Origin of the sequence: Nonlabens sp. (assembly GCF_051251825.1) — a bacterium.
GTDB lineage: Bacteria > Bacteroidota > Bacteroidia > Flavobacteriales > Flavobacteriaceae > Nonlabens.
On the sequence record NZ_JBPOGG010000022.1, the window covers coordinates 1 to 13,961 of the forward strand.

The window sequence follows — 13,961 nt, forward strand, 5'->3', positions numbered from 1 at the left end:
ACCGATGAAGAAGGCCTAAAGGACTCGGATACGACCACTATTACCATAACAGAGACGCAAAACGAAGCCCCAGTAGCTGTAGCCTCTGGAACTCCTTTAACAGGCTATGCTCCTTTAAATGTTCAATTCAGTGCAAATAACTCTACTGACGATACAGGCATTACAGGGTATTTCTGGGATTTTAACGATGGTTCTACAACGACAAATAAAAACCCCTCCCACGATTTTGCTAATCCGGGTACTTACAAAGTAGAACTTTCTGTAAAAGATGAAGATGGACTGACGCATGCCACAACTATTGATGTAAAAGTGAACGAAAGACCTGTGGACAACGGTGGCGGTGACACTGGTGGTGGAGACACAGGCGGTGGAGATACCGGTGGAGGAGATACTGGAGGGAATTCAGGCAATTACCCCTCTAATGCTGTTTTTGCATCTGATTTCGGTTTTAATTCCAGTGATGGAACGGATGCTGTCTATAAAGCATTAACCTCAGGAAGTTCGTATGTGGTCATTGACAAACAAAGCTCAGACTGGATTGTTAAACCCTTAAAACTGTTTAGACTTAAAAATATGACCATAGTTTTTGAGTCCGGAGTAACCCTAAGAGCTAAATCCGGAGCATTCTCCGCTTCTAGTAGTATTTTATTTCAACTTGTTACTCCTGAAAATGTTACAATAGAAGGAAATGGAGCCACACTAAAAATGATTAAATCAGAATACAACAGTATGGAAAATAGGCATGCTATTTCTATCAACGGGGGTAATGATGTTACTATCAAAAATTTAACTCTAAAAGATAGCGGAGGCGACGGTATGTACATTGCAGGAGGTGGCAACACTAATTATTCCAAAAACATCACGTTAGATAATATTGTTTGTGAAAATAATCGTAGACAAGGCTTAAGTATTATTAGTGCTGAAAATGTTTGGGTTAAAAATTCAGAATTCAATGGTTCTAATGGTGCTGACCCAGAATCTGGGGTTGATCTAGAACCAAACGACCCTAGTGAACGACTTATCAATATTAATTTTAATAATTGTAAATTTTCAAACAATGATAGTTTTGGATTCGCTCTCTCTGTTAACAAATTAACAAGTTCATCTAAACCAATTAGCGTTAAAGTAAGTAATAGTGTTTTTAGTAATAATATGAAATCTCCTTCTTCAGGAGTAAGTGATGCAGAACTATTTATTCACCAAGGAGACCATAACAACCCGGTTAAGGGAACTGCTACTTTTACTAATATAAAATTTAATGGTAGTAAGCATCGTATAATAAAAGCAAAAAAGGCTGCCGATGCTTTCAAAGTTATATTCCAAGATTGCTCCGCTTACAACGTATCAAGTTCTGGTTCTGACTATGTAATCGAATTAGAGGCGCTTGGAGCAGATACAACTACAGGTAATTATGAATTTAACAACTTCTACTTGGAGTATAACGTAAACTTACCTTTTATGAACATTAATGCTCCCAATGTTAATCATACTGTGAAAGATATTAAAGGATCTTTTACAATTAAGGAGCCTTATGATAATCCATTAACATATGGACACGGATATAAATCAAGTTCCAATGTTAACGTGAACATCTCCTATAATCACATCAATTAATATGTCATTATATTTTCAATAGAAAATTACCCATGTGGCTTATTTTTTTTAGGATGTTGCTAAATACATTTTAATTATTACTACTTATCGGGGAAGAATTCTTTTCCCGATTTTTTTCTTCATTTTTTTAGTGACAAATCTTCCCGATGATTAATGAAGACATCCTTAATTATCACCTCTTTTGCAATAATTTCTTTATTTGTAATTCTTCATTGACCAAACTTATATCATATTTATTCTCGCTGTGAAATTATACAGCCTTTTCGTTAAAATTTTTTCATGCATTTATTCTCTTATTTAAATTAAAACATTCTCTAACAGCTATCCATTATTTCACAGTTTTCCATATTAACTTCCCACCATTGTTTAACAATGTCATTTGGGATTAACTTATTTCTGCAACTTCTACTTGCTAGAACGTATAAGTAAAGTCTTGAATATTTTAAAAATCAACCCACATTAAATTCTTCGTTTTTTTCAATAATCAGCTCTTTAATCTACTTCAAATCTTTGTTATTGTACACTTTATCGATCGTTCTAATTAGTTGAAGTGTAGTTCATCTAAAAAAGAACTCGATGAGCAACAAACAAAACTCTACAGGAGTTATTAAATAAAATTCGTTCAGTTAATCAAAAAGTACGTTGAAAGAATAAAAACTTACAAACAAAATTGTGAAAAAACAACGATAGAAAAATAGTCCCAAACCTATTTTTCTTTATATAAATATCCTACTTATGCGTTATTTAAATATATCCCTTCCTAAAGGGGTAATGCCTTTCTTTGCCCTATTCCTTCTATCTGCTTCTTGCTCGAAAGATTTAGATTTATTAACTAGCTATGTAGTAAAAGATGCAGAAAGTAGTTTAAATAATTATGGAGATTATTTAATTAATGATAGTTATAATCTAAACGGTAATAGTTCAATTATTTTAGATGTATTGGATAATGATACTTTTATTGACTTGGATAAAGTTCAAATCGTAGAAACTTCCCAGCCAAAAAATGGAACAGTAAAGATTAACCCGGATAACACATTAACCTATATTATAACATCTACCGATGACACTGACGAAATCAACACCGAAGAAAACAGTGAAAATGAAACCATCCAAGAAATCGATACGGAAACAACTGAAGAAGAGTCTACACAAGATAACTATACGGCCATAACCGAAGAAAAATCTAATCAAACTGACAATTCTATAAAGGAGCCAGAAATAGTCGAACAAGAAACCGAAAATAAAACGTTTGACGATACAATTAAAGACGAGGAAGACACTTTCACTTATACAATAGAAACAACGGATGAAAAAGGTGAAGTAAAAACTGAAGAAGGAAAAGTAACCATATTCTTTAATAAAAGTTATGAAAACTTAAAAGCATTTCCCTCTGCGGAAGGTTTTGGTAAATTTGCAACTGGAGGACGGGGTGGTAAAATCATAGAAGTTACAAACCTCAATGATTCAGGTAATGGTAGTTTGAGAGCTGCATTAGGAGAGTCCGGCTCAAGAACTATAATTTTTAAAGTTGCTGGAACCATAGAATGTTCTTCTTATCTTCAAATTAAAAATGGAAATGGCAATGTTACAATTGCAGGTCAAACTGCACCAGGAGATGGAATAGCTATTAAAGGAGCTGAATTCAGAATAATGGCTTCAAATGTTATAGTCCGCCATTTGAGAATTAGACCAGGAGATAATACTTCAGGTTCTAATGAGGATGGATTGAGAGTTGTAGCCTATAAAAATACAAGGACTGAAAATGTAATTATTGATCACTGTAGTATTAGTTGGGGTAAGGATGAAATTGTAGAAATTGGGGGTATAGGTGGCACTAGTAATGTTCGTAACGTAACAATTCAGAACAGTATAATCGGTGAAAACACCAATACTAAATACGGGCTACTACTCTGGAATAGAGCTCAAAATATTAGCATATTTCAAAATCTTTTTGTTCACAATAAAGAAAGAAACATAAGGTCATCTACTTGTACATCAAGTTTTGAAATGGTCAACAATCTAGTTTATGGTTTTAAAGACGCGACTATTCCTACATATGAAAACCATTTTGATGTAATTGGTAACGTATATAAATCTAATCCAAATTTAAAACCTAATAGTACTTTAATTCAATTGACCGCCTCTTTGAACAATTGCCCAGATGGTAACATTTCAGGTACTAAGGGTTATATTGATGATAACATTTTTGATGGAGGAAGTGTAAAAGTATCATCCAACATTAATCCTTATTTACAAACCAGCCCTGTTTTTAATTCAGGTATTTCCCCCATGAAATCATCTAGTGTTGAGTCTTATGTTCTTACAAATGCAGGAGCTAACAAACCATCCCGAGATTCGGCTGACGCGAGGGTAATAAAAGATGTAATAAACAAAACTGGTGGATTGCTATCGAAAGTATCCGATGTAGGTTATCCAATTTTACAGAGTGGAAATGCCTATAAAGACTTAGATAAAGATGGAATGGATGACATATGGGAAGCCTCAGTTGGATTAGACCCTTCAGATTACAGTGATGGTAAAAAAGATGCGAATAACGATGGATATACAAACTTAGAAGTATTCTTAGAATATTTAACGCAGTAATATCACATAAATCTAATCCGCTTCATTTTTGAATAACGTTAATATTGACATTAACATTATTAGATTCATCATATTTAATATAATCAATCTTAGGTACGGGAGTACCAATAATGGTAATTTCTCCCGAAATATTAGAAACATTTTTTAATGTTGGTAGTGTAGAGCCTCTTATTACCAAGTAGGGTACTCTTGATTCAACTTTCATTGTTAGCTTATCAAATTCATACCCTCCTAATTTATAACTACCCTTAAAGTAATCGGGCACTTCTAAATAAATAGGGGAATACGTACCAGCTTTACAAATATCAATGGCTGCACAATTCTTAAATAAAACTTTGTAGGCTTCAGTCGTTTTTCTGCTATAGAAAAGACCCCATTGGGAATCCTTTACCAGACAATCCTCAAAAGTAACCATACCCTTTACAGGGTTTGTTTTATGGGCATTAAAAATTAATTCACTAGCTACATACTTATTATTTTCATCGTGATTGTCCTCTATTAAACAGTTAAAAAAACTTATCTCAACTGGAATAGAAGTACCTTCTAAGTTATGCAGTGCCAAGACGATACCGGCATGATCATTATTTATAAATGTACAATCATAAAAATAAATACCCTGTATACGGTCCTGTTTTGAATTAGGCTCTATATCCAACCCTGCTCCCGGCAGAGTCCCTTTTGTATTTTTGAAAATACTATTTCTAATTACAACATCTTTAGCACTTATAATGGACATTCCTTGCCTCTTATTATTATCAGAAATCACATTTTCAATCTGTATATTTTCCGAAAATCCACCTTTTACACTTCCTGCAATATATATTCCATCTCCACCAGAATCTTTAAGTATTAAATTGTCAATCCGTATTAGAGTACAACCTCTTAAACTAATACAGTGTCTCCATTCTCCATTTGTGTACTCTTTCTTATTCATTTGTAATGTAGCAGCATTACCTAGAATTGTAATATTATGTGAATTACGAAATTCTAATAAAGCATCCGTCGTTTTAATGAAATCCCCTTCTTTAGCACAAAGTAATACCCCTTTTTCGAAAACCAATACTTTATTTTTCAACTGTTTAAAGATTAACGGACCTGTCACCCACTGGGTAGGCTGTTTATCAAAAATAATAGTATCATTTTTGGATAAAATAGCGTCATATATGTATTGGGTAGAATCCGAAGTATCAAAGCCAAAATCTGAAATTTTTACTGTTTGCCCAGACAATTTAATAACACATAACAGAACTAAAACAATAATAAAACCTTTTTTCATTTTCAAATAATTTCATGATTATACTTTAATAAGCCAAAGCTAAGTTTTTAAAATAAGCTATTAATTTAGATATCTTGAAATTAAACCAATGCAATAAGATTCATTTAGTTGTAAGGTTAAGCGACCAATGTAAAAATCATTTTATTTTCAATCCCGTTTCATAGTGAACCATTTAAAGGGTAAAAACTATCTTTGAAAAATTAATTATTTATTTTCATCAACTTTTATTCATTTTTATCCGTTCTTAAAAAAGAAAATATAGGTTCAAACGTTAGTATTTACTATATGTATAAGTTTTTATTATAAGTAATCTTAGATGAAACACATTCAGAATTAGACTATTTCTACATAATTTATCTTTTAAATGAAAAAAAAATCCATTGCATTTCTTATTGGTTCTTTAGGCTCTGGAGGAGCAGAGAGAGTTGTTAGTACATTATGTAATGAACTAGCGGAAAAATATAAGGTAACAGTAATTACATTTGCTAAAAAAGAACCTTTCTATAAATTAGACCCAAAAATAAATCAAATATATTGCCTTGATAAAATTGAACCAAGTAATACGTTTTTAGATACAATAAGACTAAATCTTAAACTTCTAAAAACGATTAAAGAAAAATTACAAAATGAAAATATAGAATTAATTATTGGTTTTTTAACAAGAGGAAATATCTTGGCCGTACTAGCCGCTAAAGCTTGTAAAATTCCTGTAATAATTAGTGAACGTAACAATCCATATACGGTTAAATTAAGTTTGCTATGGAAAACGCTCTGGAAATATACCTATCCAAAGGCGGATTGTCTTGTAGTACAGACAAAAATCATCAAGCAATATTTTAAACCTTTTGTAAAAGAAGAGAGTCTCAAAATTTTAGCCAATCCCATTTCCACAGAATTGACCCTAGCAAGAAATAAAAAAATTACAAAAAAGAAGGTTATTCTTAATGTAGGTCGTCTGGCAGATCAAAAAGCTCAATCACTTTTAATAAAGGCTTTTTCCGCCTTAAATACAGAGGATTGGTATTTGCATATAATCGGAAAAGGACCTAAACAGAAGGAATATGAAAATATGATATCTGAATTAGGAATGCAGGAAAGAATTAAACTTTTGCCTCCTACAAAATCTATAAGTAATCATTATAACTCCTGCTCTATATTTGCATTCACCTCTATTTATGAAGGTTTTCCCAATGCCCTAATCGAGGCTATGCATTTTGGACTGCCTTGTATTGCCACGGACTGCCCGACCGGCCCTTCTGAATTAATAAAAAATGGAGAAAATGGTTTTTTGATTGAAATGAATAATCAAAAACAATTAGAAGACAAATTAAATGTGCTAATGAACAATGAGACTATTCGAAATAATTTCTCAATCAAGGCTGAAAAGTCTGTAGAAAAATTTCAGGCAATTCATATAGCAAATGATTGGGAGCAGATTATTTTAAAAATCATGAAATAGCAAAACTATAATGATAAAGAGTATTAAAAGCTTTTTCAAAAATTTCAATGTTAAAGCTCTATTTCAGAATCAAGTTATTAGAAACATACTTACCGTAGGTGCTGCAACTCTATTAGTAAAATTCATCGGATTTTATAAGGAATCAGTAGTTGCTGCAAATTTTGGCCTCTCAGAGATTTTGGATACTTTTTTTATCGCCTCACTTGTTCCTGGATTTATAGACACTGTATTTCTTGGTGCTTTTAAAAATGTTTTCATACCCAGTTATGTTGCAGAATTAAGAACCACAAATAGTATATCTTCCTTTCAATCAACCGGTTTTCTAGTGACAGGCATAGTATCGGTGTTTTTTATGTTGGTTGCTTTTATATTTACTGATGTTTACTTAGAAAATTTCTTTGCTGGTCATACCCAACAATACTATAGTCTGATTAAAATTCAATTTCACTACCTTCTTCCATGTATTGTAATTTGGGGGTTTTCCTCTTTATTAAGTGGTTTACTAAATGTATCCGGAGAATATAAATACTCATCTTTTGGTAGTGTCTTCGTGCCTATTGCCATAATTACCTGTCTATTTTTATATAGGGATGACTTGGGTAATTTAGTTTTGGCCGTTGGCACATTGCTAGGGTCCATACTATGTTTCTTATATTATCTAACACTCTGTTTATCAAAGAAAGTTCTAACACTATCAAAACCTGATCTAAAGAGTTCAAATGCTAGGATTATGTTCGCGCAATTGCCTGCTAAAATCTCTTCTGGTTTCTTAACTGGAATGAATGGTGTTGTTGATCAATATTTTGCTGCACAATTAGTCCTCGGTTCGATTGCTGCTATGAATTACGGAAAAAAAATGCCCGCCTTTTTAATAGGCCTTTTGACCATAGCTATCACAAATGTATTATTGCCCTATTTTTCAAAATTAGTACTTAATAATAGAGAGAAATCTTTTAAAATGGTCTTTAAAATGATGAAAATCACTTTTCTAGGAGGCGCTATTTTTGCTGTTTTAGGTATTATATTTACTGATTTTTTTGTTGAATTTTTCTTCCAAAGAAAAGAGTTTACGACAAAGGATACGGATATCGTTTCTAATATCCAAAAAATATTTTTACTATATATTCCCTTTACTATAGCTGGAATGATAAACGTGAATTTTTTAACCAGCATTAATAAGAATTCATTTATGGCTTATGTTTCATTCGGGGCTTTAGTTCTAAATATAATACTAGATTATGTTCTAATTCAATATTACGGAATTTTAGGTATAGCCATTTGTACAACTGTAGTCGTCATATTGAAAAACATTGTTATGTTTTACTTTACATATAACGAGAGTAAAAAGATCAAAATTATCATATGATTTGTTAATTTTACTATTAAATTTTCAAGCAAAATTGAACATTGGACAATTGTTATATAATAATGGAAATATAGTCTAGTGAAGCAAACCTATTATGTTTTATTAATATATTGGACTATTAACTAATCGAAGCTATCAATTAAAAAAAAATTATTACTACTGTTCTCAATTTTCTATTCTAATATTTAAAGGCAGTAAACATTTTTTTGAAACTAATCTTTTGTTTCTTTATCATTTTTTTAGGCAATATAACCCTTTAAATTTTTCATATTTATTTTTCCTTGTATGTTCACACAATCTTTGAGCTCTCTTCGATAAGTTTATGAAGACAAAAAATAGCAAAAACCTAATTAAAAAACCAAGAAATGATTGATTTATCGATAAGTTGTTTGTGTAGTTATTTTATAATAATCCAGATTGTTTGGTTTATTCGTACAAATTGAAAATAATAACTTTAATAAAAAATATAAACCTATTTTTGTAGTTTATAGAAAGTATCGCTGTAGCAAATGAACAACATTTTAAAAAGTATACGATATCTTATACTCATTCTATTGCTATGGAATCTGCCTAGTTACTTAACGGCGTATTTCAGTCCTAGTTTGGGTTCTTTAAGTAGTTATGCCACAACATTTCTTTTATTTCTGTTTTTTTTTCTAAGTAAGGAAAAGCATAAATTGCCTTTACCGTTTATACTCTTGGTTTTACTTTATTTTATTATTAGTGGGTTAAACCCTATTTTTAGTATTAGTGAACTAGACATCATTAAAGAGCTTATTCGTTCATTGGCAATTGTTTTATTTTCAGTAGAGGTGTTACAGCGAACCACGAAAAATGAAATCTATTATATTCTTTTAATCGGAGCAACTTCTATTATTATTAATGCTTTAGTTTTTCCATTGGCGAATGCAAATTTCTATCCAACTTACGGCAGATACAGTGGTTTTTATTTAAACCCTAATTTTGCAGGCTCAATTTGCCTGATTGGCTATGCTCTAAGTTACCTCGTTCCTAAGCTAAATATTAGAATTTTGGGTCAATTTCTATTAACTCTTGCAGGCATACTTACATTTTCAAGAACATTTATATTAATATGGCTTCTAATAAATGTTGTTGCAGTTTTTAGAAGTAGAAAAAACCTTATCACCCCTGTAGTTGGGGTTGGCACACTAGTAGTATTCTTTGCTATATCAAGTATGTTATCTTTGAATAAAGAACGTTTTTCTGCATTTTCAAGCATTTTTAGCGAAGATCAAGAAGTACAAACAAAAACGTTAGAAGAGGATAGTAGAACGGAAACTTGGGCACTTTATACTGAATATATTTTAGACAAACCCTTTTTTGGTAATGGGTATTACTTTTTTCAACTGTACAGACCCGGTTTACCTGGTGTCCACAATGCGTATTTGATGGTAGTAGGTGAAGCTGGCATAATTCCCTTCCTGATTATGATTGGTATTTACTTTTTTATACTTTACAAGAGTCTTCTTATTTTTAAATCGCACCCAGAATTTTTTTATTTAAGTCTTACTATATCTATATATCTTTTGACAGGCCATGGTTATTTTGATAACTATTGTAATATTTTTCTTTCCATGTACGTTTATATTAATGTTAAGATAATAGCACCTTACCCACAGCAATCTATTGCAACTTGATAAATAGTTTATATTTAGTTCAATACATTTATTTTTATGAAAAAAATCTTAAAAAAATTATATACTAAAACCACTTTAGGTAGATTTTTAATTCAAAAAGGTATTGACTTAAATGTTTTTTACTGGACTCGTATTGTATCTGATCAAAAAGTAATTAAAAGAATTTACAAAGAGTCTTTTGGGCTACCTATAAATTTAGAAAATCCTAAAACATTAAATGAAAAAATTAATTGGTTAAAACTGAACGATAGGACACCTCTACACACCATATGTGCAGATAAATATGCGGTCCGTTCATATATAGAAGAGAAAATTGGATCTAAATATCTCGTGCCCCTATTTATGCATACCAAAGACCCCAAAGAAGTCAACATAAAAAACCTTCCAAATGTTCCTAGTATTATAAAAACTAATCATGACAGCGGTGGGGGGTATTTTGTAAATAATAAAGAGGAACTAGATATTCAATCTATTCAATCTAATTTAAAACAAAGACTACAAACAAATTACTATCATAAAATTTCTAGAGAATGGCAATATAAAAATATTAAACCATCAATAATTGTTGAGTCTTTATTACAAACTATGGATGGCTCTATACCAATGGATTACAAACTTCATTGTTTTAATGGAAAAGTCAGAATGATTCAGGTAGACATTGGGCGCGGTACAAAAGAACACTACAGGAACTGGTATAATACTAATTGGGTGAGAGAACCGTATCGGTGGTCATCTAAAAAAGAAAATGGAAAATATACAGACCCAGCTAGTTTTGAAATACCAGCTCCTAAAACACTGAATAAAATGATTGAACTTTCTCATGTTCTATCTAAACCGTTTTGCTATGTAAGGGTTGATTGGTATGATGTAGATGGGAAATTATATTTTGGAGAACTTACATTTCATCATGATAGCGGATATGCCCCGATTTTACCAGCCGTTTGGGATTTGACTTTAGGAAGCGAACTGCAACTAGAAAAAACCAAAACTTTATAATGAAATTAGATTTTCTAATAAATAAAATGAGTGGAGGCGGTGCAGAGCGTGTAGTTAGCCTTTTAGCCAATCACCTTTCCGAGAAAGGATATTCCGTTCGAATAATAACATTTACTGGCTCGGATAATTATGAATTAAATAAGAATATAAAAAGAATAAAATTACATAAACATCCATTGTTTCATTCTGTAACATTAAATGGTTTTTTTAGTCTATTAAATTTTTACCGCAAAGCTGAAAATCGACCTGATTTTATAAGCTCACATATTAATATGCTAGCTTATATGACAATTCCTGTTGCAAAAATTTATGGAATAAAAATAATTATTTCTGAACATATAAATCATAGTTTAAACAATACGCCGATAAAACGGTTTCTAAGAAATTACATTTACCCATACGCTAACGCAATAACCATTTTAACGAAATATGATATTCCCTATTTCAAGGAAAGACATAAAAATGTTTGGCTACTCCCAAACCCGTCTACTTTTAACCCCGTTACAGATTTAGAACTTCAAGAAAACAATAATAACACTGAAAAATCACCTAAAAAAGTAATTTTAGCTATAGGCGATTTAAATCGCTACCATCATAAAGGCTTTGATAACTTAATTGACATTGCAAATAATGTTTTAAAAGAAAAAGATGACTGGGTCTTAAAAATTGTTGGGGGGGGTGATGAAGGATTAGCTATGCTAAAGGAGAAAATCAAATTATACGGATTAGAGAACAACATTATATTTACTGGATTTAGAACTGACGTAAAGCATTTAATTCGTTCCTCAGAAATCTTTATCTTACCCTCTCGTTTTGAAGGTTTACCAATGACTTTGTTAGAAGCTATGTCACAAGGTGCATGTTGCATTTCCTACGATTGTGTTTCTGGACCATCTGATATAATCACACATCAAATAGACGGCCTGCTAATTTCCGATCAAAACAAAGACGCTATGACTGCCGAGCTTATTAAACTTATGTCTGATTCTGAATTGAGAAAAAAACTATCGTACAATGCACCGTCTGCTTTAGATAAATTTAGCATCGAAAACATTGGCAATAGATGGATTTCCCTTCTTGAAAGTCTTTAATATCTATAAAAAAAAACCATGTTCATTTTTCTAAGAAATTTATATTACGAAACATTTGTTGGCAAGGTTTTATTTACCATTATATTCAAATTTAGAGATTTGATTATATCTGAAAAATCACTTATAAAATTTAGGTTCAAAAGGGTATTGGGATACAAACTAAATTTGAGAAATCCTCAATCCTATAATGAAAAATTACAGTGGCTAAAGTTAAATGACCGAAGTAAACTACACGTACAGTGCGCCGACAAATATGCTGTAAGACAACACATCAAACAAAAAATTGGTGAGAAATATCTTATTCCACTAATAAAGGAAACTAAAAATGTTGAAGAAATTACACCCGATAATTTACCTGAATATCCTTTCATAATAAAAACCAATCACGATAGCGGGGGTATAACAATTGTTAGAGACAAGCAAACGATAGAGTGGTCGAAAACAAGAAAAAAACTAGCAAAACAATTAAAAAGCACGTATGCTAATCACAAAGGAGAATGGCAATATAAGGATATAGAACCTAGACTAGTAGTGGAAAAGTTGCTTTTGACAAAAGAAGGAGACATACCTTCTGATTACAAACTACATTGTTTTAATGGTAAAGTAGTATATACTCAAGTAGATATAGGTCGTCAAACAAATCATAAAAGAAATTTATATGATATTAATTGGAATCTTCTACCTTTCAAATATCAGGGATATCAAAATGGGGAACTAATAGAAAAACCTTTAGTTTACAATAAAATGGTTGAAATTGCAGAAAGATTAGCAGAAGATTTCATTTGCTTGAGAGTCGATTTGTATGTAATAGGTTATGATATATATTTTGGAGAATTAACGTTTCATTCCGGATCGGGTTTTGGTAAATTTGAACCAAAACAATGGGATTATAAGTTGGGAGAGATGCTTAAGTTACCAATTAATAATCATTAGCATATTTATTAACCTAGCGCAAAATCTGCTGTTAAATTCAAAACCTGAAAACAACCCAAAAACATACCTGGCTTTTTGTATTACCCACAGACAGCATACAAGGCTCTGAACATATTGTAAAAAGTATGGCTCTTTACTTATCAAAGAATGAGCAGGCATGCCGTGTAATAATACTATCTAAAAAAACGAGTAAGGGCTGGGACGAATTGGAGAAAAAATTTGATATTATCTATTTTCCGTTCAATTCGTACTTTATAGGGGTCCTTTGTCTTATTCCCTACCTGCTTTTCAAGAATTATGATAATGTCTCATATACTTTTTCATCACAAACTATTATAAATGGAACCATTGGCCTAGCTAAACGGCTAGGAGTAATTAAAGCTAAAGTGATTCTAAGGGAATCCAATTCTATATTTAAGCTTCTAAACGGTTACAAACTAAAAATCTATTCTCTTTTTTACTCTCTTGGTTATAAGGGTTCTTCTTTGGTTATTACGCAAACCGACTATATGAAAAACCAGCTTATAGAAGCCCTCCCTACTCTGACAGAAAAGCTCAACATCAAAACCATTTCAAATCCTTTTAATTTTGAGGACATAAACTCTAGAACAGGAGTTATTGCTAAAGAATATGAGAATAAAAAATTTATTGTTGCTGCAGGAAGATTAGCCCCCGCAAAAGGTTTTGACATTCTCATAGATGCTTTTAAGCTTATAGCTTTAAAGTATCCTCATTTGAACTTAATCATTCTCGGGGAAGGTTCTGAAAGGGATAATCTTACTGCAAAAATCGATAATCTAGGTCTTAAGGAAAATATTCATATGCCTGGTTATGTTAAAAATGTCTATGCCTACTTTGAAAAAGCACAAGCATGTGTATTATCCTCTCGTATTGAGGGTTTTCCTAACGTACTTCTTCAAATGATGTCCCAAAATACTGCTATCGCTGCCACACTTAGCGCTGG

10 protein-coding genes are annotated in these 13,961 nt (G+C 31.6%); 9 read left to right on the forward strand and 1 reads right to left on the reverse strand.

Translation table 11 applies throughout. The features are described 5' to 3' along the window. Together ACSHWW_RS13865 and ACSHWW_RS13870 are read left to right on the forward strand one after the other, a co-directional pair. Positions 1 to 1,614, forward strand: a 1,614-nt coding sequence (locus tag ACSHWW_RS13865) for a PKD domain-containing protein (protein ID WP_435683066.1), incomplete at its 5' end; no start/stop codon positions are given. A gap of 735 nt (positions 1,615 to 2,349) precedes the next feature. Then, positions 2,350 to 4,218 (forward strand): Ig-like domain-containing protein, encoded by a 1,869-nt coding sequence (locus tag ACSHWW_RS13870; RefSeq protein ID WP_435683067.1) that lies wholly within the window; start codon positions 2,350 to 2,352, stop codon positions 4,216 to 4,218. 22 nt (positions 4,219 to 4,240) lie between these two features. Here ACSHWW_RS13870 and ACSHWW_RS13875 read toward each other — a convergent pair whose 3' ends face one another. Beyond that, a complete protein-coding gene (locus tag ACSHWW_RS13875; protein WP_435683068.1) occupies positions 4,241 to 5,494 on the reverse strand; it encodes a right-handed parallel beta-helix repeat-containing protein in 1,254 nt (417 codons plus the stop codon). Between the two features lie 364 nt (positions 5,495 to 5,858). Here ACSHWW_RS13875 and ACSHWW_RS13880 point away from each other — a divergent pair, with 364 nt between their 5' ends. From ACSHWW_RS13880 to ACSHWW_RS13910, 7 genes are all read left to right on the forward strand, one after another. Next, on the forward strand, positions 5,859 to 6,953 hold the full coding sequence (locus ACSHWW_RS13880; protein WP_435683069.1) for a glycosyltransferase family 4 protein: 1,095 nt from the start codon (positions 5,859 to 5,861) through the stop codon (positions 6,951 to 6,953). A 10-nt stretch (positions 6,954 to 6,963) separates the two neighbouring features. Beyond that, positions 6,964 to 8,319: a murein biosynthesis integral membrane protein MurJ gene (gene murJ, locus ACSHWW_RS13885; RefSeq protein WP_435683070.1), complete on the forward strand. Its 1,356-nt coding sequence runs from the start codon at positions 6,964 to 6,966 to the stop codon at positions 8,317 to 8,319. 677 nt (positions 8,320 to 8,996) lie between these two features. After that, entirely contained in the window at positions 8,997 to 9,977 is a 981-nt protein-coding gene (locus ACSHWW_RS13890) for an O-antigen ligase family protein (RefSeq protein ID WP_435683071.1), read from the forward strand. A gap of 36 nt (positions 9,978 to 10,013) precedes the next feature. Next, positions 10,014 to 10,973: an ATP-grasp fold amidoligase family protein gene (locus ACSHWW_RS13895; protein WP_435683072.1), complete on the forward strand. Its 960-nt coding sequence runs from the start codon at positions 10,014 to 10,016 to the stop codon at positions 10,971 to 10,973. Beyond that, positions 10,973 to 12,064, forward strand: coding sequence for a glycosyltransferase family 4 protein (locus ACSHWW_RS13900; protein ID WP_435683073.1), 1,092 nt, complete (start codon positions 10,973 to 10,975; stop codon positions 12,062 to 12,064). The genes ACSHWW_RS13895 and ACSHWW_RS13900 overlap by 1 nt, the downstream gene beginning before the upstream one ends. Before the next feature lie 165 nt (positions 12,065 to 12,229). Further along, positions 12,230 to 12,997: an ATP-grasp fold amidoligase family protein gene (locus tag ACSHWW_RS13905; protein WP_435683074.1), complete on the forward strand. Its 768-nt coding sequence runs from the start codon at positions 12,230 to 12,232 to the stop codon at positions 12,995 to 12,997. A 125-nt stretch (positions 12,998 to 13,122) separates the two neighbouring features. Next, a partial coding sequence (locus tag ACSHWW_RS13910) for a glycosyltransferase (RefSeq protein ID WP_435683075.1) occupies positions 13,123 to 13,961 on the forward strand: 839 nt, incomplete at its 3' end.